This window comes from Extibacter muris, from assembly GCF_004345005.1.
Taxonomy (GTDB): Bacteria; Bacillota; Clostridia; order Lachnospirales; family Lachnospiraceae; genus Extibacter; species Extibacter muris.
Genome location: NZ_SMMX01000003.1, coordinates 77,238 through 99,135, shown reverse-complemented (window position 1 = coordinate 99,135; position 21,898 = coordinate 77,238). Strand labels below are relative to the sequence as shown.

Annotated in this window: 24 protein-coding genes, 1 tRNA gene and 1 pseudogene; 9 read left to right on the top strand and 17 right to left on the bottom strand. The window is 47.3% G+C overall.

Annotation, left to right across the window (positions count from 1 at the left end; genetic code table 11):
- Window positions 1-56: 56 nt before the first annotated feature.
- From E1963_RS04145 to E1963_RS04130, 4 genes are all read right to left on the bottom strand, one after another.
- Entirely contained in the window at window positions 57-1,637 is a 1,581-nt protein-coding gene (locus E1963_RS04145) for a hypothetical protein (RefSeq protein WP_132275611.1), read from the bottom strand.
- A complete protein-coding gene (locus E1963_RS04140) occupies window positions 1,630-2,334 on the bottom strand; it encodes an ABC transporter ATP-binding protein (protein ID WP_132275608.1) in 705 nt (234 codons plus the stop codon). The genes E1963_RS04145 and E1963_RS04140 overlap by 8 nt, the downstream gene beginning before the upstream one ends.
- 77 nt (window positions 2,335-2,411) lie before the next feature.
- Window positions 2,412-2,771: a YccF domain-containing protein gene (locus E1963_RS04135; RefSeq protein ID WP_132275605.1), complete on the bottom strand. Its 360-nt coding sequence runs from the start codon at window positions 2,769-2,771 to the stop codon at window positions 2,412-2,414.
- 259 nt (window positions 2,772-3,030) lie between these two features.
- On the bottom strand, window positions 3,031-3,291 hold the full coding sequence (locus tag E1963_RS04130) for a DUF3795 domain-containing protein (RefSeq protein ID WP_132275602.1): 261 nt from the start codon (window positions 3,289-3,291) through the stop codon (window positions 3,031-3,033).
- Window positions 3,292-3,500: 209 nt separating this feature from the next.
- Between E1963_RS04130 and E1963_RS04125 the strand changes: the two genes are divergently transcribed.
- Window positions 3,501-5,249, top strand: coding sequence for an ABC transporter ATP-binding protein (locus E1963_RS04125; RefSeq protein ID WP_132275599.1), 1,749 nt, complete (start codon window positions 3,501-3,503; stop codon window positions 5,247-5,249).
- Window positions 5,236-7,008 carry an ABC transporter ATP-binding protein gene (locus tag E1963_RS04120; RefSeq protein ID WP_132275596.1) on the top strand — a complete coding sequence of 591 codons (1,773 nt, stop codon included), beginning with the start codon at window positions 5,236-5,238 and terminating at the stop codon, window positions 7,006-7,008. Before E1963_RS04125 ends, E1963_RS04120 begins: the two co-directional genes overlap by 14 nt.
- A 55-nt stretch (window positions 7,009-7,063) precedes the next feature.
- Here the strand turns inward: E1963_RS04120 and E1963_RS04115 are convergent.
- From E1963_RS04115 to E1963_RS04105, 3 genes are all read right to left on the bottom strand, one after another.
- Window positions 7,064-7,137, bottom strand: a tRNA-Arg gene (locus tag E1963_RS04115).
- A 95-nt stretch (window positions 7,138-7,232) separates the two neighbouring features.
- Window positions 7,233-8,444, bottom strand: a complete 1,212-nt coding sequence (locus tag E1963_RS04110) for a glycine/betaine/sarcosine/D-proline family reductase selenoprotein B (protein WP_132275593.1) — start codon at window positions 8,442-8,444, stop codon at window positions 7,233-7,235.
- On the bottom strand, window positions 8,393-9,526 hold the full coding sequence (locus E1963_RS04105) for a glycine/sarcosine/betaine reductase component B subunit (protein WP_132275590.1): 1,134 nt from the start codon (window positions 9,524-9,526) through the stop codon (window positions 8,393-8,395). The genes E1963_RS04110 and E1963_RS04105 overlap by 52 nt, the downstream gene beginning before the upstream one ends.
- Window positions 9,527-9,795: 269 nt before the next feature.
- Between E1963_RS04105 and E1963_RS04100 the strand changes: the two genes are divergently transcribed.
- Window positions 9,796-10,653, top strand: a complete 858-nt coding sequence (locus E1963_RS04100) for a pyridoxamine kinase (protein WP_132275587.1) — start codon at window positions 9,796-9,798, stop codon at window positions 10,651-10,653.
- A 156-nt stretch (window positions 10,654-10,809) separates the two neighbouring features.
- Here E1963_RS04100 and E1963_RS04095 read toward each other — a convergent pair whose 3' ends face one another.
- The gene (locus E1963_RS04095) at window positions 10,810-11,019 is read right to left on the bottom strand and encodes a cold-shock protein (RefSeq protein ID WP_049730072.1); all 210 of its coding nucleotides are present in this window, start codon (window positions 11,017-11,019) and stop codon (window positions 10,810-10,812) included.
- Between the two features lie 274 nt (window positions 11,020-11,293).
- On the opposite strand from E1963_RS04095, the gene E1963_RS04090 reads away from it, so the two are divergent.
- Together E1963_RS04090 and E1963_RS04085 are read left to right on the top strand one after the other, a co-directional pair.
- Window positions 11,294-11,827: a TIGR04002 family protein gene (locus tag E1963_RS04090; protein ID WP_132275584.1), complete on the top strand. Its 534-nt coding sequence runs from the start codon at window positions 11,294-11,296 to the stop codon at window positions 11,825-11,827.
- Between the two features lie 37 nt (window positions 11,828-11,864).
- Window positions 11,865-12,461 carry a TIGR04100 family radical SAM protein gene (locus E1963_RS04085; RefSeq protein WP_132275581.1) on the top strand — a complete coding sequence of 199 codons (597 nt, stop codon included), beginning with the start codon at window positions 11,865-11,867 and terminating at the stop codon, window positions 12,459-12,461.
- 217 nt (window positions 12,462-12,678) lie between these two features.
- Here the strand turns inward: E1963_RS04085 and E1963_RS19575 are convergent, their stop codons facing one another.
- Window positions 12,679-12,852: a hypothetical protein gene (locus E1963_RS19575; RefSeq protein ID WP_167482107.1), complete on the bottom strand. Its 174-nt coding sequence runs from the start codon at window positions 12,850-12,852 to the stop codon at window positions 12,679-12,681.
- Between the two features lie 270 nt (window positions 12,853-13,122).
- On the opposite strand from E1963_RS19575, the gene E1963_RS20410 reads away from it, so the two are divergent.
- From E1963_RS20410 to E1963_RS04060, 3 genes are all read left to right on the top strand, one after another.
- A complete protein-coding gene (locus E1963_RS20410; RefSeq protein ID WP_330570705.1) occupies window positions 13,123-13,497 on the top strand; it encodes a GNAT family N-acetyltransferase in 375 nt (124 codons plus the stop codon).
- Between the two features lie 101 nt (window positions 13,498-13,598).
- A complete protein-coding gene (locus tag E1963_RS04065; protein WP_132275575.1) occupies window positions 13,599-13,799 on the top strand; it encodes a hypothetical protein in 201 nt (66 codons plus the stop codon).
- Between the two features lie 126 nt (window positions 13,800-13,925).
- Window positions 13,926-14,111: a hypothetical protein gene (locus E1963_RS04060; RefSeq protein ID WP_132275572.1), complete on the top strand. Its 186-nt coding sequence runs from the start codon at window positions 13,926-13,928 to the stop codon at window positions 14,109-14,111.
- A gap of 133 nt (window positions 14,112-14,244) precedes the next feature.
- Here E1963_RS04060 and E1963_RS04055 read toward each other — a convergent pair whose 3' ends face one another.
- The 8 genes from E1963_RS04055 to E1963_RS04030 form a co-directional block, all read right to left on the bottom strand.
- Window positions 14,245-14,757: a DUF1905 domain-containing protein gene (locus tag E1963_RS04055; protein ID WP_201271988.1), complete on the bottom strand. Its 513-nt coding sequence runs from the start codon at window positions 14,755-14,757 to the stop codon at window positions 14,245-14,247.
- Window positions 14,758-14,802: 45 nt separating this feature from the next.
- Window positions 14,803-15,081, bottom strand: coding sequence for a hypothetical protein (locus E1963_RS19400; protein ID WP_145964158.1), 279 nt, complete (start codon window positions 15,079-15,081; stop codon window positions 14,803-14,805).
- The gene (locus E1963_RS04050; protein WP_132275570.1) at window positions 15,035-15,538 is read right to left on the bottom strand and encodes a hypothetical protein; all 504 of its coding nucleotides are present in this window, start codon (window positions 15,536-15,538) and stop codon (window positions 15,035-15,037) included. The genes E1963_RS19400 and E1963_RS04050 overlap by 47 nt, the downstream gene beginning before the upstream one ends.
- An 88-nt stretch (window positions 15,539-15,626) precedes the next feature.
- Window positions 15,627-15,824, bottom strand: a complete 198-nt coding sequence (locus tag E1963_RS04045; protein WP_132275567.1) for a hypothetical protein — start codon at window positions 15,822-15,824, stop codon at window positions 15,627-15,629.
- A 221-nt stretch (window positions 15,825-16,045) separates the two neighbouring features.
- Entirely contained in the window at window positions 16,046-16,216 is a 171-nt protein-coding gene (locus E1963_RS19570) for a hypothetical protein (protein ID WP_167482106.1), read from the bottom strand.
- Between the two features lie 12 nt (window positions 16,217-16,228).
- Entirely contained in the window at window positions 16,229-16,684 is a 456-nt protein-coding gene (locus tag E1963_RS04040; protein WP_207669401.1) for a hypothetical protein, read from the bottom strand.
- A gap of 198 nt (window positions 16,685-16,882) precedes the next feature.
- The gene (locus E1963_RS04035) at window positions 16,883-20,557 is read right to left on the bottom strand and encodes a multicopper oxidase domain-containing protein (protein WP_132275561.1); all 3,675 of its coding nucleotides are present in this window, start codon (window positions 20,555-20,557) and stop codon (window positions 16,883-16,885) included.
- Window positions 20,544-21,473 (bottom strand): DUF2935 domain-containing protein, encoded by a 930-nt coding sequence (locus E1963_RS04030; RefSeq protein WP_132275558.1) that lies wholly within the window; start codon window positions 21,471-21,473, stop codon window positions 20,544-20,546. The genes E1963_RS04035 and E1963_RS04030 overlap by 14 nt, the downstream gene beginning before the upstream one ends.
- 117 nt (window positions 21,474-21,590) lie before the next feature.
- Here E1963_RS04030 and E1963_RS19565 point away from each other — a divergent pair.
- Window positions 21,591-21,818, top strand: a pseudogene (locus E1963_RS19565) (transposase); the annotation flags it as partial.
- Between the last annotated feature and the right edge of the window lie 80 nt (window positions 21,819-21,898).

Below are 21,898 nucleotides of genomic sequence, written 5' to 3'. Positions count from 1 at the left end.
CTTACCTCCTGTTATATTAGACTCCGTTTCCTCCTTGCTGTGACATAAAAATGTAATTAATTTCTCAGCCGGAACGTCCTGGACGCGAAACGGTATACGAGCAGCGAAGCGATAAAGCTGTAAAGTACGCAGAACGCCGTAACCGCTATACCGAAGACAAACGTATCCATGCGCAGCTTCATGAACAGGAAGCATACGATGTACGTGCCGGACATTATGATCCTGTATGTGGCGCTTTTCAGCTCCGTATTGACGTTGTACGGCTGGAGCAGATAATAGCAGGTCAGATAGTGTACGGAAAAGAATATGCTCAGCACCAGTATGGATACGAACAGGACGACATAGTTCAGCGGGTTATCCGTACCGCCGGAAACATAGAGCATCAACGCCAGGCCCGCTCCGATGACGGCCGCCGGAAGCAGGTTGACTTTGATGATTTCCCTGAGCCTGATGCGGAACAGTCTGAGGATAAATTCCGGCTTTTTATAAAAGGCAAATGTGAGCATGCTGTGGTCACAGTTCATAAATAATACCTGGGTAAAGGACGTTCCCCGGTTGATTGCGTACATGATAAATACGAAATAAGGCAGAAAGATGAGCAGCAGCCTGTTCACCGCCTCCTTTACCTCTGCATTGATGTGCATCGCGGCCAGAAGCACGGTGATGAAAGCCGCCGCTATGCATGCGGTCCGCCGGGCCGGACGCCAGAGCGCCCTTCTATGTCTGCGGATGAACAGCTCGTTAAAGTATTCAAACCCTTTCTTCCTGCTTGTAAACGCCGTATCCTGGCTGATCATCTTCCGGCTCTGCTCTTCCGTCGCCTTCTTAACGATGTCGTTCATTTCTACCGAGTTTCTCTTATCTGCCAGGATAAGCTGGTACATCTCCCGATATTTTCCAAATCCTATAATCTTAACAAGGCTGTACAGGCCGGACACTACTGTCACAACAGCGATGACTGCGAATGCCCTTACCGGTACCACAATCCTGGCATAAGGAAGCCCGTAGGCTGCCACGAGCAGGATTCCGGTCAGAGGCCAGGCAAATTTGGGCGGAAGGTTCTCATTCATACACACGCCCTTCTTCTCATAGCGGAGCAAAAACAGCCATGCGGCAGTCATCTTCGCGCCCGTGACAAAGAAAGGAATCAAGATGCACAGGCCGATATTCATCTCCCACCCCCTGCCATAATAAATCGTAAACGGCAAAAAACCGGCTGCCACCTTCAGCGATGAATACAGGTAGTTAGAGAGTGTGTATTCCCTGGCATCCATGCGCATAAGAATCATTGCATAATACTTGTCATTCGTAGGATTGAACATATATGTATTCATAAACGTGCCTATGACCGTCAGAAACAGCAGGATATGCATGGCCGTGCCCTTGGCATCGCCCCCTTTATAGAAGCCTGCAGGCAGTGCCACGAGCAGCAGAAGATATAAATACTTTCCAAGAAATGTAGAGATAACCTCCCAGAGAGCCGCCAAGATATTTGCAAATATCTTCAGTCCCCTGCTGGCATACAGGTCATCCGTAAAAAGTCTTTTTATCACAGGTATCTGCTGGATAGAGTATATTATCCCGTTCACCCGGTATGTATTTTTCAAATCATACGATATGCCAAATGCCTTAATCATCATCTTCCTCCTTAAGTGCCCGGATAATCTTGTCTTTGAATTCCGTGTTGTCCAGATCGTACTTGTCCACCACCTCAAGTTCTCCGTGGTTCAATATGACGATCTCGTCACACAGATCCAGCGCAAGTTCCATGATATGTGTGGAGAAGATGATGATGCGGTCGGACTTGAGCCCGCGGAGCAGCTCTTTCATCTCCTCCGCGACTACCACGTCTAGGGAAGTCAGCGGCTCATCCAGCAGCAGGACCGGTGGTCTTGCAATAATATTCACCAGCATCTGCATCTTATTCTTCATGCCGTGGGAATAGTCTTTCAGCAGCCGGTCCCTGTCTCCTATTTCAATGTTCATCATCTCAAAGTATTCGTCTATTGGCCTTAAGCCCGTAATCGACTTTTCATTGATTTCTATAAAAAACTTGATAAACTCACGGCCTGTAAGGAACGCAGGTACGGTAGGAGTAGACAGGACATAGCCGATATCTTCCGGCTTTATCTCCTCTTTCTTCCCGTCGTCCAGGTAAAAGCTTCCGCTCTCTGACTTGATGTCCTTGTTGACGCAGTTGAACAGTGTCGTCTTTCCGGCCCCGTTCCTTCCCAGAAGCCCATATATCTTGCCGCTTTCAAACGTAAATGTTATATCCTTCAGCACCTCCTTTGTCCCAAAGCTTTTTGTCAGATTCTCAATAATAAATTCCATGCATTTCTCCTTCTGGCCCCTGCAGACCTCTGTCTGCAAAGACAGCTTCTTACTTCCTTGATTCCAAATATCAGTCGTTACAATACTTCCGCGCCAAACGGCATAAGTGCCAGCTGTGCCAGCTTAAAGTGCTGCAGACCGAACGGTATGCCGATGACAGTGATACAGAGCAGTACGCCAAATGCCGCATGCTCCAGTGCCAGGGGTACCCCTGATACGATAAGCCAGATAATATTCAGCAGGAGAGAACCTGCCCCACCGCCGTATCTGACTTCTTTCCCAAATGGAAAGAAACTCAGCGACGCGAACTTGAAGCACTGCATTCCTACCGGTATACCTACGATAGTGATACACCAGAGCAGACCTGCGAGGCACCAGCTCAGACCGCTGAATACGCCGCCAAATACGAACCATAACACATTTCCAAGACATCCCATAACTTTCACCTCCTTCTATACGGATACAGTGCCCACGACAGGCTCTAAAATCGTGTGTACTAAAAAAGACCTCTATCATGACATTGACATCCTTGACATCTGCCACAATAAAAGTCTCGCTATCTCATTTGATACGGATACCTTCCGGTATCGGCTGACGATTTCAAACCCACCTGATTCAGGCGTTCAGCTACTCCCTTTCAATTGCTTGAATAGAATATAGCACCTTGGCAACTCCTTGTCAATATGTATAACACAATTAAGATTCCTTGATCCATCTCCTGCAGCTCTCAAGCCTCGGTGCAGGGTCAAACCCCATGTCCTTCCCCATCTCTGCCTCCATTTTACACGGGAAATCCTCACACTCGCCGCAGTGATTCAGCCCTTTTCCCTCACAGCATACCTTCACTCCACAGTCGCCGCCCCAGAAAGGCATCTCCATATTCGTACATCCGGTACAGTTCACTTCCTCCTTACGCTCGCAGTCATTACAGCAAATGCCACATCTCGATTCGTACATCTTACCCTCCTTCGGAAAATCCATCGTATAAAACCATGTATCAACTACATTATATGATTAAAAAATATCAAAAACAATGATATTTTTTATAGTTGGGTACACCACAAAGTTCAATTGGGGACGTGATCCTTTTGAAAAATGTTACGTCCCAAATTGCTTTTTCCACCATCACCGCTTATACTTATGTTTGTAAAGGAGAGACTATCATTATGAGACGATTACTGAAATATCTGAAGAAGCATCCTGTGGTGACGGTGCTTGCGCCGCTTTTTAAGATGCTGGAGGCCAGCTTCGAGCTTTTTGTTCCTCTTGTCGTGGCCAGGATGGTTGATGTGGGAATCGGGCAGCAGCGGTCCGGCTCTCTCTGGCAGATGGGCGGTATCCTCATCCTGCTTGGCATTGTCGGTTTTGGCTTTTCTGTCACTGCGCAGTATTTTGCTGCCAAGTCAGCGGTGTCGGCGGGCATGGCTATGCGCAATGACCTGTTCGCCCACATTAATACGTTGTCATATAAGGAAATCGATACCGTCGGTACTTCTACGTTGATCAACCGCATGACCAATGATATCAACCAGGTACAGAATGGGATAAATATGTTCCTGCGCCTGTTCCTGCGCTCCCCTTTCGTCGTGTTCGGCGCCATGATCATGGCCTTTACCGTGAACGTCAGGGCCGCGCTTCCCTTTGCTGCAGCAATACCGCTTCTGCTTGTGGTCGTCTTTGCGATACTGCTCGTCAGCATGCCGCTGTACCGCAGGGTACAGAAGCAGGTTGACAAGGTGCTGCTGAGCACCCGGGAGAATCTTCTCGGCATCAGGGTCGTGAGGGCTTTCAACCATCAGGACAGCGAGATGAAACACTTCCGGCAGGAAAGCACCGATCTTTTTGAAAGGCAGATTCATGTAGGGAAGATATCCGCCCTGCTGAATCCGCTCACATATGTCATCATTAATCTGGGAATCATCACTATCCTCTGGTCGGGCGGCAGGCAGGTCTATATCGGCGGCCTCACCCAGGGACAGGTGATTGCCCTGATCAATTATATGTCGCAGATACTGGCAGAACTTATCAAGCTCGCTAACCTTATCATCCTTCTGTCAAAATCTATGGCGAGCCTGAACCGGGTAAACCAGGTCTTCGATATGCGCCCTTCCATCGATGGGGAAGGCCTTCCGTTAAAGAGAAGAGGAAAGGAAGGCACGCCTGCGGTCCAATTCAAAAATGTCTCCTTCCGCTACACGGATACCGGCAAAGAGACGCTTAGCTGCCTTAGCTTTAAGGCCATGCCCGGGCAGACGATAGGCATCATCGGCGGTACCGGCTCCGGCAAGACGAGCCTCGTCAGCCTCATCCCACGTTTTTACGATGTATCAGAAGGGGAAGTGCTCATCAACGGGCAGGATGTAAAGACATTAGCCCCCGCTTCCATCCGGAGCCACATCGGCCTTGTACCGCAAAAAGCCCAGCTTTTCAAAGGAACACTCCGGGAAAATATACGATGGGGCAAACCAGATGCCACGGACGAGGACATCTACCAGGCGCTCGGCACGGCACAGGCAAGTGACTTCGTGGACTCCAGGCGGGAAGGTCTGGAACTCATGATAGAGCAGGACGGCGGCAATCTGTCCGGCGGACAGAAGCAGCGGCTTACCATCGCCCGTGCGCTAGTGCGCAGGCCTGGCATCCTCATCCTGGATGACAGCGCCTCTGCACTTGACTTTGCCACAGACGCGAAGCTTCGGAAAGCAATCCGGCAGGACACGAAACAGATGACCGTCTTCCTCGTATCCCAACGCGTATCTGCCATCAAAAACGCAGACCAGATCATCGTACTCGATGACGGGCACATCGAAGGCATCGGCACGCACGACGTACTGCTTGCTTCCTGCCCAGTATATAAGGAAATATATGAATCCCAGGTATCCGGACAGGAGGTGGAACATCATGCAGACGCATAAGGACATACAGGAGAATAAGAAAAGCGGCCGCGAAGTGATGCGGCGTATCCTCGCTTGCATAAAGCCGCACCGCATGCTCGTCGTCCTGTCGCTGCTGCTGTCGGTCATCACCGTGGTGCTGACACTCTATATTCCCATCCTGACCGGCCATGGAGTGGACAAGATAGTAGGAAAAGAGAATGTAGACTTCAGCGGCCTTGTATCCATCATCACCACGATACTCCTATGCATCACAGTGACGGCTGTCTGCCAGTGGTTCATGAACCATATCAATAACAAGATAACCTACCGGGTTGTTAAGGACCTGCGCATCCGTGCTTTCAGCCATCTGCAGGTACTGCCCCTCTCCTACGTGGACAGTCATTCCTCCGGAGACCTGATCAGCCGCGTCATCACGGATATCGACCAGTTTTCCGACGGCCTGCTGCTCGGATTTACGCAGTTGTTTACCAGCGTCATAACTATACTTGGCACGATACTTTTTATGCTGAGCATCAATCCATACATCACGCTCGTAGTGGTCGTCTTAAGCCCGCTGTCTTTCCTGATTGCAAACTTTATATCCAGGCGCACCTTTACCATGTTCAAGATGCAGTCGGAAGCGAGAGGCGAACTGACCGGCTTCACAAATGAGATGCTCGGCGGTATCAAGGTCGTGCAGGCATTCGACCATCAGGCAGAAGCACAGGAGAGATTCAAAGAAATCAACGATAGGCTGTCAGGATATTCGCTGCGCGCAACGTTCTTTTCCTCCATCACCAACCCTGCCACCCGGTTCATGTATTCCGCCATATATGCCGGGGTAGCGATTGCAGGATGCTTCGCGGTCATCGGCGGCATGCTGTCAGTCGGCCAGCTCTCCAGCTTTCTGAGCTACACGAACCAGTATACGAAGCCTTTCAACGATATCACAGGCGTCATTACTGAATTCCAGAACTCGCTCGCATCTGCGGCCCGGGTGTTTGAGCTGATCGACCGGCCTTCCATCCCGGAAGATAAGGACGACGCGGTACAGCTCACTGATCCAGAGGGGCATGTTACCATGCAGGATGTCAGCTTTTCTTACGTACGTGACGTACCACTGATAGAACATCTGAACCTGGACGCCAGACCCGGACAGCGGATTGCCATCGTAGGACCGACAGGGTGCGGCAAGACGACGCTCATCAACCTGCTGATGCGCTTTTATGAAACCGGCTCCGGCGCCATCAAGATAGACGGAACAGACATCCGGGATATCACCACCCATTCCCTGCGGGCAGCTTATGGCATGGTGCTGCAGGAGACCTGGCTGAAAGCGGCTTCCATCCGGGACAATATCTCATACGGTAAGCCGGACGCCACAGAAGAAGAGATTGTCCGGGCCGCCAGAGAGGCCCACGCCCACAGCTTTATCATGCGGATGCCAGACGCCTATGATACGGTCATCGCAGAAGGCGGGAGCAACCTTTCCCAGGGGCAGAAGCAGCTGCTCTGCATCGCCAGGGTCATGCTCTGCCTGCCGCCGATGCTCATATTGGACGAGGCGACTTCATCTATCGATACCATGACGGAGGTCCGTATCCAGAGAGCCTTTGAAAAAATGATGAGAGGCCGCACGAGCTTCGTCGTCGCACACCGCCTGTCCACCATAAAAAGCGCGGATATGATCCTTGTGATGGATAAAGGGCATATTATCGAACAGGGCAGCCACGAAGAACTATTGAAAAAAGGCGGGTTCTATGCCCGCCTGTACAATAGCCAATTCGCACCCGTATAAAGTTTTCACGCAGAAAAAAGCCTTTGCAGACTTCTGTCATACAAAGGCTTTCCAGCGTGGGCGAGAGGATTCGAACCCCCGACCTTTTGGTCCGTAGCCAAACGCTCTATCCAGCTGAGCTACGCCCACATATTATATACATTGCTCATTAGCAACGTATATAATATTAACGCATCCAGCCTGTTTTGTCAATACGCCTGCCACACTTTTTTAGTTATTCGATTCTATCTCTCAAATACTGTCTGCTCCTCCACCGGTGTCATCAGAGCTTTCAATGCCCTCTCGACAAGCTCCCTTCTGCTTCTCCTGCTCTTGTCTTCCCCAAGGTTCGGGTCTCCGAGCGGATATGAGATACCGACCGCGGGCACGATCCAGTTCGCCCCGATTGTCAGTGAGATTGGAACGACAGTGGCGATATGCACGACAGGGATGCCCGCACGTTCGATCTCTTTTACAATCGTTGCGCCGCAACGCGTACAGGTAGCTCACGTAGAAGTCAGAAAGACAGCTCCGATATGGCCATCCAGCATCTTCTTGACAAAATCCCTGCCGAATCCCCTCGCATTCCCCGTCGATGTCCCTGTTCCTGTAGTCGTGATGAAATAATCTGCCAGGTCTCCGATAACGCCTTCCCTTTCCATCTCCCGCAGTACGTCAGGCGGGACGACCAGATCCGGATCTTCCGTGACAAACGCCCTGTCATATCCTCCATGGATTGTCATGAAGTCATCCTTATCCATATGGTCCATACCCTTGATGCTGTAGATGCCATACTTCGTGGCACTGGAGGATTCAATATGGTCCGAATTACCATGGGGGACGATTCCGCCTGATGTAACGATTGCAATCTTGATCTTACTCACGTCCTCGACCGGAGGCAGCGGCGGCACACGGTCAAAGACCGGCATCGGATATTCTGTCTTGCATTCCTCTCCCCGCATCTTCCTGACAAGCAGGTCTACCGCCCGCTCAGAACCTCTCTGCTCATGGAAATAGTTCACCCGTATTCCTCTCTCCAGATATCCTTCTTCCTCCGGCCCCAGGATCTCAGAGCCCTTGGCCAGCTTCTCTCCCACAGCCGCCATCTTCTTGACTGCCTTGCGCATTCCGGCGGCTGAATTTTTCGTCTTTATGATGATGAGATCCTTGCGGAACATATCGGCGCCCGGATTCTCTTCATACATGCCGGTCAGCACCGGTATATGAAATTGTTCTTCGACCGCACCGGCAATCGTGCCGCAGGCGACCCCATACCTTCCTGCATTAAATGCAGGACCGGCGATGAAGAGCTCAGGGCTGTACGGCCGGATCATCTCAAGGATCCTCTCTTTTGCCTCTTCCATATGTTCACCAAAGTAGTTGTCTCCACATATGACGGTAGCAGCTATCTCGTATTCCTCTCCAAAAGCTTCTGCAAGCGCAAGGCCCGGTCCCACAGCGCCTTCCCGAAGCTCAGGCTGCCTTCGTAACCGCCAATCATCGTCTCAACGAACTCCAGCGTACCTATCACTTTGTCCATCGGCTGGAAATGGATGATGACATTCCCCTGGCCACATGATACGACCGTGTCCGCCTCCGGCACCGCGTCCGCCAGAGACTGTGATTTAACGTCAAGGCCAAGGAATCCAACCAGCTTGCCAACCATATCGGAACAACGTTCCTTGTCCGCCAGAAAGACATTCTCATTCGTAAGGATGAGACCAAAGTTAAGATCCCTGCCATGCCTCTTATACAAGTCCTCGAACACCGGATTGTTCAGATGGTGGAATGTCATTACCTTGTCGCATGGCGCCACGCAGTTGCCACTTACGATTGCCCCGTCCATGATTTCTGTCGGATACATGAATGTCGGTATGAACTTTTTGGCATCCACTCCATAATAATATGTATCATGCAGAAGCCCCTGTGACTGGAGCATATGGATATAGCCTACCCGGGGAAGGTCCGGATATTGGGCGACCTGCTCCAGAAACGGCTTTGTCTCATATACGACGACTTCCTCCGGAGTAATGTCTCTTGCCGCTTCTCCAATATAAGCTGCCACCTTGAGACCCGCAAGGCGCCCTGCGGTCTCATGTTCATGCGGGTCTATCCCGTCTTTGGCATGGAATATGACACAGACATTGTTCGTCTTTGAAAACGGCGTATACCGAGCCGCCTCGCCGGACATGTCTATGATCCCTTCCTGAAAGCCGACTATCCTTCCCGACGTAACGACTGCCGCGCCCACGAGCGCATGTGTCCTGCCTTCACCCACCTGCTTCACCTTGCTTATGATACCAGGGAAGAGGCCGCCTCCGTCCACTTTCACACGAGGCTCGATGACATCTTTGACCGGTGCGATACGGACAGACTCCCCCGGCCTTGCAAGTTCCACCTCAGCCGACACGAGCCGGTCGTCCTCAAGTACCAGGTCGATAATTTCCTGTCTGCATATGTAGAGGGTGCCGTTCTCTGCATAGGTCCGTTCTGCAAACCGAACATCATGAATGAATAATTTTCCCAGTTCCAGCTTCACTTCTTTCCCTGCTTTTCAAAAAAGGGAACATCAAGAATAATGTCCCCTTAAGCCATGAATAAACTGCCGATTTCCTTATATTTCCATAATAGTCTAAAAATTATCAAATTGCAACACTCTTCCTTTATATTGGATTTCCTTCCGTTTTATACAATAGAAATAACATACAGACCTTTTCAAATATCGCCGGTTAGTGGTAAAATAACTTCATGACGTACCGCAGACGCTGCGGCACGCCGTCAGAAGAATTCAATAAGAAGGATAATTATATGACTAAGAAAATTGCGATAATCAATGACTTATCCGGATTCGGCCGCTGTTCCCTTACCGCGGCCATCTCCGTTACTGCTGCCATGGGCGTACAGCCCTGCCCGCTGCCTACCGCCGTCTTAAGCGCTCAGACAGGATATCCGAGCTACTACTGCGATGACTATACCGATAAGATGGAACACTTCCGACTGGAGTGGAAGAAGATGGACGCCCATTTTGACGGCATATATACCGGCTTTGTCGCAAGCGAGCGGCAGATACGGCATATCTTTGATTTTATAGATACTTTCTACAAAGAAGGGACCTTCCTCATAGTGGACCCCGTTATGGGAGACAACGGCAATACATATGCCATGTTTACAGAAGAGCTCCGCAGGCAGATGCGCAGGCTGACGCTTAAAGCTGATATCATCACCCCCAACCTCACCGAGCTGTGCCTGCTTGCAGATATAGACTATCATACGCTGGCACATATAGAAGACTGCAGCCGTCTGATAGATGCTGTCGGCCGGACGGGGAAAGAGCTGTGCAAAGAAGGGCCCGGGGAAATTATAGTTACCGGTATCCGTCATCATGATGAAAGCGGTATTGAAATGATGGGGAATCTTTATATCTCGGAGAAGGACTGCCACCTTGCCTCATTTCCATACATCGGAGGCAGCTATTCGGGAACAGGGGACCTGTTCGCCTCATGTCTCGCGGCCGGCATAGCAAGAGGGGACTCCATACCATCTATTATGAATATGGCAGGAGAATTTCTGGAACTGGCCCTTGCAGATTCAGTGAAAGAGCAGATACCCAGAAATGACGGGGTCAATTATGAAAAATACCTGCCTATGCTCTTCAGGCAGTCCTGAACTTAGCCATATCGGAATAAAAACAGCCTGCACTTCCGTAGAAGTGCAGGCCATAATCCTTTAATTATCAAAAATACAAATATTCAAATGAAAGTATAACTCTTCTGCTCTGAAACATATTTCTTAATAATTCTTATACTGGACTTAAATTATAGACTAAGCTGTGCAGACGTTAACTGCTTTCAGCTTGCTGCTGTCTTTCGGATCTGTCTCTGTGTCGAAAGTCACTTTCTGTCCTTCTTCCAGAGTCTTAAATCCGTTAGAAACGATTGCTGAAAAATGTACGAATACATCTCCGCCCTGGTCATCTGTAATAAATCCAAATCCTTTTTGTGAGTTAAACCACTTAACTGTACCGCTGTTCATTGTCAGTACCTCCATTTAATAATATTTGTATCTGAGATAATAAAAAAAGTACCTTATCTTGTAAATCATCCTGAAACGACTTACAAACATAGGTACGGTTCAAATCTCATTGATTACTTCTTTACCTTAACACATCTTCTACAATAAGTAAAGGATTATTTCTACTTTTTTCTTTCAAATAAACTGGACTGTTCAAATATGTCATATCTGGACTTTTTAATCCATCCACTTTGATGCTATCATTATCATCAGACATAGAAAGGACTGATGGAATATGAAACAATATGAACAACACGGGAAACAGGTTCCGCTTCTTACCGTCACCGGGCTTTTCGCAGCCATGGTTGCAATCATGACGGCCTACATTTTCCACATACCCTACGGAACGAACGGAGGCTATATACATTTCGGAGACGCGCTGATATACGTTGCTGCCGTCCTGCTGCCAAGACCTTATGCTCTGGCCGCGGCGGCAATCGGCGGGGGGCTTGCGGATATGCTCACCGCTCCTATGTGGGCACCGGCCACAATCCTTATAAAAATGCTGATCGTTCTTCCTTTTACGAGCCATAAGGGGCATATGCTCAGTCCGAGGAATGTGGCTGCCCCGTTTATCGCGGCGCTCATATCTGCCACCGGCTACTATCTGGCTGAGGGGATCTTATTCGGTTCCTTCCTCTCGCCGATAGCATCGCTCACCGGCAGCGCCATACAGTCAGGAGGAAGCGCCGTCATCTTCCTCGCGGCTGCCGCGGCACTTGACAAGATACACATTAAGAAACGCACCAACCAGCTGCTGTTCCAGTAACCGGACGACTATGATCATAGAAGAAGGAGATGGTAAGATGGCTGATATATTATACACTTACAAACATCAGGTATACGCCAATATCACGAACAAATGCGACTGCCGCTGCACGTTCTGCATACGGAGCCACGAAGACACTGTGGGCGACGCAGAGACGCTCTGGCATAAGACGGACCCCGCCCTGGAAGAGATTACCGGGGCCATGGATGCGTTTGACTTTACCGGCTTTGATGAACTTGTCTACTGCGGCTATGGGGAACCGACATGTGCGCTAGACAACCTCATCGCGTCGGCAAAATACGCCCGGCAGAAATATGGGGTGCGTATCCGGGTCAACACGAACGGCCTCGCCAACCTGTATCACCAGAAAGATATCATCCCACTGCTTTCTGAAGCCGTAGACGCGGTATCCATCAGCCTGAACGCCCCCACAGCGGAAGCGTACGACAAAGTGACACGGCCCCAGTTCGATGGCGCTTTTGACGCGCTGCTCCAATTTGCATCCCGCTGCGAAGAATACATTCCCGATGTCAGGCTCACTATCGTAGACGTCCTTCCTCCGGACGAGATAGACGCCTGCCAGAAGCTGGCCGATTCGCTTGGTGTCACATTAAGAATCCGGAAGTATGCATGACAGATGAATCTCTGCCCGGAGCCCATATAGGCTTCCGGGCAGACAGCCTAACGGCCGATGCACTCTTCTATCGTTGCCAATAATTTATCCATATCTATCGGCTTTGGCACATGGGCATTCATTCCTTCGTTCTGTGCCTTCCCTATGTCAGCGACAAACGCAATGGCTGTCAGAGTGATGATCGGAATATTCGTATCTACCTGCTACCGAATAGCCTTTAACGGCTTCGGATAATCCCCAGTACCCCCTCATCCTCTTCCGTGACGGCCGCCGCTATATGTACCCAGGCGGGGGAACCTCCCTTAGCCGGCATGCGGCAGATAAACCTGTGGCTACCTGTCAGGGCGTCGGGGGCGCCAAGCAACTCTTTTTCAATATGCTTATAATTCAATGCAAAAGACAGCACATCTGGCAACCCGGGATGACAAAGGATCTGCTTAATTATAGATTTGACCATTATACAGTGTTACACTATAATAAACAGCAAATATTGGGGGCGCTAACATCCTATTCCAGCCGGATAAGCCCACCAGGATAAAACGAACGAGGCAGAAAATGATATTGATAACGGAGCGTCTTGAACTAGTCCCATTACTTCCCTTTCAATTAAGATTATGGGTGGAGGACATGCCAAACCTTTTACTTATGGCATAGCTTTTGGATCCTAATCCGCAAAAGCGACCGGGCAGTCATTGGCTCTGCCGATTTCAAGGATATTCCGGATATGAATCAGGAAGTCGAAATCGGCTATGGACTGGGAAAAGAATTCGAGCACAGCGGGTACATGCCGGAAGCGGTGCAGGCCATGTGCAAGTGGGCTTTGGAACAAGAAAATGTGGCCCAGGATAAATTAGACAGTCTGGAAGATTACCGCTCCTATATAGAGGCAGAGGTAGATGCCATCTCCTTTAGAATGGGACTTTGCCGCAAGAAAGACTGGGCCGCGCTTTACACCGCTTCAATAGATTTTATAGATATTTACACCACAGCGGTGGCCAGATCGACCTGTTTAAGACTGTCAATAGGCCGGACCTGATTACATCCTATTCGCTTAAGTTTATCGCACAGTCTGCCCCATATCAGACCATAAGAACCGTCTACCACGAGCTGTTCCGGCAGCTGCTCTGGGGATACCCGATGAGAAGCAGGCTAGGGGACCAGGACGCAATCAGCTCCTACTATCTCCCCTATCTTGATGATATGGCCTTATGTCTGGAACGTTCCGATGCAGAAGGTTATGCTATCATATCAGAAGAGCTTCTTCAGCATCAGGCAGAAGTTATATTGGATGCGCTTATAGAACTGGGATATACGGAAGCTTGTACCCCTCTGACGTAATCCAGTGAAGATTTATTGATTTTGCATCATAGATAAGGTATAATGTGAACAGGGTATGCTGTTAGTACGCTTTGAATTTCACAGGCGGAAGACCCACGAATCAACACGCTGGCGGAGGTGGTTCCTATGGATGAGATGGAAAGGGCAATACAGAGGGCATTCATAAAAGAGGCAAAACAGATGGAACGGGAATTGAGCCGTACAGCATATGGTACGCCGTCCTCAAGGGTCATGGATAAAATGCGTAAAGCTGTAAGCAGAGATATCGAGGAATATGAGCACAGAAGAACCGGCAGATCTCCCGGCTATTAAGTACAGAATAAGAAGAGCTGGCGCACAAGCTGATTGTACGCGGCTCTTTTTTGTTACGCGCCGCATTTCTCTTTCCGCTGTAACGGTTATCACTTATGTAAGGTATGCTGCTGACGATAATCATAGTAAGAGACTAGATTCCGTTTATCCCGATAATGATGGGCATCGTTAACGCGATAATGTTGACCATAGCTACTCCTCCTATATGTCTGAAGCAAATATTTTCTTTTTTCCTGATTTTCGCGTTAAGCGGAAGCAAATATGTATCATGTTTAGTATCAAACCATATGGAAGTTCTCCACTCACTGGCACCAACCTTTACGTTTACTTTCATTCGCCCCCAGCCCTCTTCGAGCCATTTAAAGTTTTCTCTTATATCTATTGATATTGCTTTAGGCAGTAAAACAATCGTCCAGCCAATCATATCTGCTGATGTTGAATATTGAAAAGGCTTTGCAGTAAACTTAAAGTCATAAACAAAACCTTTCACACAGGTATCGCTGCAAGCATCAGAATCAGTCATATTATATTTTTTGATTCTATTATTCAACTTTTGAGAATATTCCATTATTCTTTCTACTTTCTTATCATTTATATCTCCATTTGCTATCTTCCGATTAACCTTGATTTCTTTATTATTATCCATGGTTCCCCTCCTACGCTAAATTATTTTAGTCTACCATGCAATTTTTTAAATAGCAACCAGATATTTGCTATACACCATATTCCAAAAGGTTCTATACCTATCAGATATTTTACAGAATACCCAATTAAAATCAATATTGTCAAAATATATAGAAATGATGTATGCGGCAATATCCAAAAAATTCGTAATTTCTGCATCCAAAATTTCATCATTCGCATATTTATCATTCATTACATCACATGCAAGGAAACCATAAATATACCTGTCGGATTTTTCTTTAGGCGAATAAATCATGGTTGTCATGCCATTTTTCGCTGTATCCATGATCTCTCATATCAGATTCTTGCTTCTTGATAGAATCTGTACCATCCAAAGAACGCTGTGTTAAATCATAAAGCCTATTTAAGAATTTTTGTAATGTACTAACCATATAATTACAATTAGCGCCTAAGAGAAGATACGCTCTCGTTTGCTCAGAATGATTTATCTCTAATTCTTCTAATTCATGCTTACATTTTAAAATATTATTGTCTTTCTCTTTTATTATCAATCTTTTATCGTAATAAGCAATTGCCATATAAATACCTAATCCTATTAATATAAGTGAATCAATAATAATAACCGTATAAACAACTTTTTTTTCAAAATCTGACTTGCTGACCAATCCAATAATTCCAACTACTAAGCCACCCACCGCAATAACCCATGATATGATATCTTTTATCCATCTTATTGCTACCTTGTCTTTATCCGTACTATCTTTTGTATTATCTGGTCTCATGCCTCCCCTCCGCACTCACATTTTCTCACATTGTTAAACCTGATTCCATAATATACCAATTACTGATAATTATCAACAAATGTATGCGCTATTTATGTGTATAAATTGGATATTTACAACAAAATCTATTAGTATCATTAAAAGCATCATACATTTTTATAGCTGCATTGAAATTATCTCTTAGATATCTTTCAAGATCCTTTTCCTTTTTTGAACATCCAATGGAAATGCTCATAGAAAGAATAATCAATATTACTATACTGGATAATCTTTTGTTTCTTCTCAAATTCAGTCCCCCTTTTCTATGGGTTTTATAGAGTGACATAAATCTCTGATTAGTCTAATGTAATCTCCATAACGGTTTCGTCTTCAAGTACTATATTTACCTTGATGCCTTCATAAGCCTTTCCTTTAAGAGGAACTTGACATTTTATATTTTTACACTTCTTGTCTATATCAATATATTTCACTTCAAGGGGATTTTCACAGACTATAATTGCTTGTCCTTTATACCCCCATGAATAAAATCAACGAAATCAAACTGGCAACAGCAGTATATTTTCCTATATTTATTATATTTTTCTTGTTCTTTTCAGCCAAATACTCTGTTGCATCTAGCTTCTCTAACGGTAGTAAAATTTCTTCTTTATTATTTTCCAAACAATAAACTTCTGTCAAAAATCTCTCCTTTTATTCATGTTTAATTTTGTACATTTTTCCTTCAAGCATTAAAGACAAAAACGAGCTAAATGTATATATCAAGAATACTATAGCACCAATAACGCCCAATATTTTATTGTCAACTAAATTAAATAGACTTATCATTATTATAATACAATAAATCCAAACCCCTTTCTCCCAGAGTTGCAATAGCAATAACTGATCCCCTTCTTTTAAGTCATCTGAGAAAACATGATCAACTTGATTATATTTTCCGTTTTCATCTACGAGAATGATATTATATTTGGTCCCTATGCTATTCTTCTCATACAAAGAGACGCTTTGTATTTTTCCCCTTTGTATTGCAAAATCTTTATTCATAAGGCATGGCACACTTGAAATAATATAATATGCACCACCAATAATAGCGAACGTATAGATAGAAACATAAAACAAAATCATTATTTTCTTGTTGATTATCTTCATTAGTTCCTTCAGTCGTTCATTAGGGAAAAAAACATCATCTCTTACGCCCTCCGTAAGTCTGATGCCTAATAACGTTGCCGAAAACAAAAGAAAGTAAAATAAAAGCTTTTGAAGAATCATGTTTTCCTCCCTTATTACAAAAGGGTTCAAAGAAAGAGCCGTATTCGGCCATGTCTTTGGACCCTTTTGTTTTGAAATCTAACACCTTCCGCTTAAGCGGTCCATTGCTTTTCTGCATGCATTTCTGCAGCGGCATCCAAGACCCTTACGGAAGATTCTGAATATTCCCCACATTCCGGACTCGATATCCCATTTCAGGCTGCCTGAACGATATAGATAATCTCCGGGGCAGGAAGCTCCTTCTTCCAGTTCCATATCAAACTTGTTGCCGATACTGATCCCTCCCTGAAGGGGAATCACTCTGGACTGGAAGTCATCCGGCTGTTCTTTCCACATATGCCCGTGGACTGCAAATCCTACATTTCTGGGCTTATCCGCGGGCATCATCGTCCGGAATATCACCCGGTCGCCTGAATATGCCTTGAAGACCGGTGTGGCCGGATCTCCATGAATTCTGCTGCTGAATACTCTGGCGATGCTTCTGTCTCTTCTCAAACGGTTTGCAAAACGTTCTGACCTGTAATTATAGCCTTTTTCGCCGGTATCTTCCGCATCCACCGGCTCCGCTTCATTCCCGCGCGCTGTCTGGATCAGATTGCCCTGTATATCCACCAGACGTATACCGTTCTGGATAAAAACGACGAATTCCCGGAACGTCTCAACTCCTGGTGCTGTAATGACTGCTTCCTCCTCATATTGCCCTTTCCGCATTGTAAAGTTCCGGTACCATTTCGCCAGAGGCGGCTCAATAATCACGGCACCAAACAATCCATGGTACCTGTGGTTTCTCAGATCTCCAAAAGACTGAAGGATACAGGCTCCGTACTCCTGGTCTGCATGCCACAGATACTTTTTGCTTTCCCCCGGCCCTACTGTCTGTTCTTTGTTATTGTATCCTACGTTGATACCGGAATCACTGATGGTATCATACTGCAGAAACTGCGGATTCAGCGATACCCTGTTTGACGGCCGGTGCTTCTGATCCAGGGGGACACGCGGATAGTCAAAATACGGGATTTCCGGCCCAAGTATATTGTGCAGCGTCACCTCAATCCAATCACCGGCATTGGCCCTCAGAATCAATGGTTTGGGCTGGTATTTTCCGCACAGCACCAGTTCCGCTTCCTCTGCGGGTACGAAAACCAGACCGTCAGGGTCGTGGTCACCGTACCGGTTATACTGTATGTCAGTCTGTACTGCCGTAATCTCATATTTCCTTATGACCGCATCTTTGCCCGGACATGGGGGAAGCGGGAAAATCCCCTGATTTACCCTGCACAAAGGTTTCAGGCATTCCTGTTCCTGCCCGTAGGCTCTGATGATTCCCCAAAGTCCCAGCCACGCATCATCAATGCCGCCGGAATAATATAGATAATCACCACATCCGTAATGATTCAGGATCCTCAGATTAAAAGCCTCGGAGATGCCGATTGACTGGGATGCGGCAATAGGGGAGTATACATCCTCTATCTCTCGTTTCCAGGACATACCAGTAATGTTCAAGGCATGCTGTTCTTCATGGGCCCCGTCCAGAAGGCGGATCAGCAGTTCATCTCCGGGATACGTCTCCAGAATCGGGGTTGCGGGGTCGCCGTGTACATGGGAGCTGAATATATATGCCGGATCTGACGCATCGCCAAGCCTCTCCCGCATCGGTTCACATCGGTAGTTGATTCCCATTACCCCCGGATCATCATGAGACCCGGGAACAGCCGGTGGATTCAGGGGATTGCCATCTTTGTCAAACAGCAGGGCAAAGTCATGGACAATCAAAGCAAACTCTCTGAACGAACTTCCGTCCCGTCTCCTGATTACAGCACGGGAACCAAATGCCAGCTCTTCCCCTGTTCTGATGTCGTGGAACGTGGCACCTGCCTCTTCAATAATAAGTGCCCCAAACACACCATGCTGCTGGTGTGTATTTGCAAACAGATGGTCATGGAAAAACACGGTCCTCAGTTCTGTGTTTGCGAAAAAACGCTCTATCAGAGTCTCGTACTTCCGGGCTCCTGCGATATTATTCCATCCATTGGCCGCGCCGTCTGAAACAATGGTGTCAAACTTTACCAGATGAATATGAAAGCCTACAATATCTGTGAGTGTCTTCATCTGAAACGGGCTTTCTTCTATATATTCCGGCAGCAGATTCGTCAGCCTGACTTCGATACAGTCCCCGGCATTGGCCCGGATGACCAGCGGCTCCACACAGATCTGCTGATTTTCTACTTTTTGGATATATGCATCCAGTCCCCCGTGCCTCTCCAGCTCTTCCTTCAGCACGAAAAACCGCCCCTGAGGGTCATGCCAGCCGTAACGGTTGTAAGTGACCCTTGCCTGCACTACCGCTATCTCAAAGACCTTTACTTTATCCTCCCGGCACCAGCATCTTTCGTCCGTATGGCAGGGGCAGGTATCGGTATAAAGGGCACCCCGCTCATATGCCTCTACGAAATTCGCCTGTTCCAGAGGCGTCGGGTTTATCTTGTTATTTCCTGCCGCATCCAGAATTCCAAGCGGCGGCTGTAAAGGACGTTCTCCCGGCTGTCCGTTGATAAACCGGGGATATCCCGGATGCATCATATCTTTAAACGGAGGGCGCACTCTGTCCTTCAGGGGCTGCAATGGCGGGACAGGCGTGCCGTCAGTCAGTGCTCCGGTTCCGTCTTCCAGACGGTCATAAATCCGCCATAGCGTCCACATCCCTTCATGAAAATGCGGATACAGATGGCAGTGGAATATCGCATCCCCTATCATACCGTTCAGACTTCCTGCACCATTCAGAATGTCCAGTGTATAGCACTCTTGAGGGCTCAGGGATATGGAATCCAGAATTGTAGAGTTGGGGTTCCCGCCCTCCAGCCTCCACTGGTGGTTGTGCAGGTGGAATACGTGTGTCTCTTTCACTCCGCCGTGGACCAGGCGGATTTTTGCCGGGTCCCCAACATATGCTTTCAGAATCGGCGGGGCCGGATCCCCATATACCCAGGAACTCATGGATATATCTTCTCCCGTATCAGCAGCATCCGCTGTCAGAGGATGCCTGTTTCTCATCGGTTCTGACCGGTAGCTGATACCTGTTGTGGCAGCCGGCAGATTGGTATGCGGATCAACCGGCTGATTACCGGCTTTATCTTTTATCTCCAATTCATCATGGAAAAACACCGCATATTCTCTGAACGCCTCATTCACCGGATGGTAAATATCTGCAAATAAGCCGCTTTCCAGCTCCTCTCCGGTCTCCGGATCAAGCCAGACTGATCCGGGAGCCTCAATAATTACAGCGCCAAACAGTCCATGGATGTTGGTCCCTTCTTCTCCGCTCCTGGTATCTCCCATGTCGTGGAACAGATACACTCCTTCTTTATCTGCATACCACGTATACACAATCTGGCTGTCAGTCGTACTGTCCTGATTAAAGCCTACACTTGCTCCGTCTGATGTCTGCACATTATATCCGAGTCCCTGTACATGGATGGACAGCTTCCTGTCAAGAGAATGCCGGAAATGCACATGAATCTCGTCACCAAGATTCGCCCGGATTACCAATGGCTTCACGCCTTCGTATGGCTGGGGGACCGGTTTCATAAAGTTCTGCAGTGCACCTGTCTGTATTCTGTCAGCATCCTGGCTAAGCACATACAGCAGCCCATCGGGATCATGATCACCATACTTGTTGTACACGATGGGAATCTGAATCGCCTCAATCTCAAACGTACGTATATAGGGTTTCTGAGTGTAATTACATAGTTCCACAACGTCCACCCGCCTTGTAATCCTCCTGCTCCAGTATCCTCAGATAATGATTTGCTTCCCGAAGAACATGGTCTGCCAGCAGCGGCAGAATAATAGAGGAAATCTTGCATTCTGTAATCCCCTTTGTTCCTGCTGCCTTGAAATCGCGGTATTTTTCTGTCTCTTTTAAAGCTTTCTGTGTCATCTCATCCATGGTCCTGCAATTCTGTGTTCTGGCATGGCAGAGCAGTTTCTTGTAGTCCTGTGCAAAACCATTGGCAGCCGCAATCAGCTCTTCCTCGGACGGATCCAGCAGCCCTCTGATGAACAGGGCATGCTCCATCATAATCTGATTCCAGAACTTCTCGGTGTCATAGATGCACTGATCGCTGATGGTTCCTTTCATGACCAGTTCTTTCAAAAATGTGCGGTATAATTTCGCCTCACGGAGAATATGCTTTATTAATAAGGGATAATTAGCGGTGAACAGTCTGCAGACTGACACATTTTCTAATATCTCTTCTTTGAATGCAATCAGCTGTTCAACCAGGGACAGAGCCCTTTGATTCAGCCATGATACAATCCGGTATTTCTGCCTGTTCCCGCTGACGCGGAAGGCTGGCGTCAGGCACATCTCTTTTTCGGTAATCCTGCTGTTGATGGGTATTCCGGTGAGAAGTTCAGTCTTGCATTCTGCCGGTCTTGTAAATTCAGTCACAATTTCACCGGACTCCAATACGGATGCACTGACAAAGCCATTTGCCATCTGTACGGCCTCCTCCAGTATTTTTTCAAACTGCTCACGGAACGATGCCGCTTTTTTTATAAAACAGGTATCTTTTGCCTGAAACCCTGCCTCCAGAAATAAAGAGTGCTCTTTCATAATTCTCGCAAAAAACAGATGGAGGTCCAGGGACATAACTGCATAATCTTTCATAATTTTATTAATTCTTTCTTTTTTTTTAATATATGCCGGCTAAACCCTGTCCTGTTACATCCTGTGGTGAAGTGCTATAATAAAGTTGTAACGATAGTGGCTAATAAGATAAAAACAATGAGAAAAGAGGTTCTTATCATGCCACAGAATTACACACCAGAGTTTAAAAAGAAGATTATCCGTCTCCACGAAGAAGAAGGACGCACTTACAAAAGTATCACATCTGTATATGGCGTCTCAAAAGCCAGTATCTCCAAGTGGTGCAGCCAATTACGCGAAGAATGCCAGACAAGCCCGGAAATAAAAGAAGAATACGATTATATGAAAGAAATGCTTAAGCTCCGCAGTTTCAATGGGTATCAAACACCTTATCAGGCTCGGATTGCGTAAAAAGATATTTTTAAGCCACAACTGTTACAAAAAGG

Coding starts and splice junctions, on each gene's coding strand:
- E1963_RS04145 (WP_132275611.1), bottom strand. CDS start 1,637: ATGATTAAGGCATTTGGCATATCGTATGATTTGAAAAATACATACCGG.
- E1963_RS04140 (WP_132275608.1), bottom strand. CDS start 2,334: ATGGAATTTATTATTGAGAATCTGACAAAAAGCTTTGGGACAAAGGAG.
- E1963_RS04135 (WP_132275605.1), bottom strand. CDS start 2,771: ATGGGATGTCTTGGAAATGTGTTATGGTTCGTATTTGGCGGCGTATTC.
- E1963_RS04130 (WP_132275602.1), bottom strand. CDS start 3,291: ATGTACGAATCGAGATGTGGCATTTGCTGTAATGACTGCGAGCGTAAG.
- E1963_RS04125 (WP_132275599.1), top strand. CDS start 3,501: ATGAGACGATTACTGAAATATCTGAAGAAGCATCCTGTGGTGACGGTG.
- E1963_RS04120 (WP_132275596.1), top strand. CDS start 5,236: ATGCAGACGCATAAGGACATACAGGAGAATAAGAAAAGCGGCCGCGAA.
- E1963_RS04100 (WP_132275587.1), top strand. CDS start 9,796: ATGACTAAGAAAATTGCGATAATCAATGACTTATCCGGATTCGGCCGC.
- E1963_RS04095 (WP_049730072.1), bottom strand. CDS start 11,019: ATGAACAGCGGTACAGTTAAGTGGTTTAACTCACAAAAAGGATTTGGA.
- E1963_RS04090 (WP_132275584.1), top strand. CDS start 11,294: ATGAAACAATATGAACAACACGGGAAACAGGTTCCGCTTCTTACCGTC.
- E1963_RS04085 (WP_132275581.1), top strand. CDS start 11,865: ATGGCTGATATATTATACACTTACAAACATCAGGTATACGCCAATATC.
- E1963_RS04065 (WP_132275575.1), top strand. CDS start 13,599: ATGAGAAGCAGGCTAGGGGACCAGGACGCAATCAGCTCCTACTATCTC.
- E1963_RS04060 (WP_132275572.1), top strand. CDS start 13,926: ATGGATGAGATGGAAAGGGCAATACAGAGGGCATTCATAAAAGAGGCA.
- E1963_RS04055 (WP_201271988.1), bottom strand. CDS start 14,757: ATGGATAATAATAAAGAAATCAAGGTTAATCGGAAGATAGCAAATGGA.
- E1963_RS19400 (WP_145964158.1), bottom strand. CDS start 15,081: ATGGATACAGCGAAAAATGGCATGACAACCATGATTTATTCGCCTAAA.
- E1963_RS04050 (WP_132275570.1), bottom strand. CDS start 15,538: ATGAGACCAGATAATACAAAAGATAGTACGGATAAAGACAAGGTAGCA.
- E1963_RS04040 (WP_207669401.1), bottom strand. CDS start 16,684: ATGAAGATAATCAACAAGAAAATAATGATTTTGTTTTATGTTTCTATC.
- E1963_RS04030 (WP_132275558.1), bottom strand. CDS start 21,473: ATGAAAGATTATGCAGTTATGTCCCTGGACCTCCATCTGTTTTTTGCG.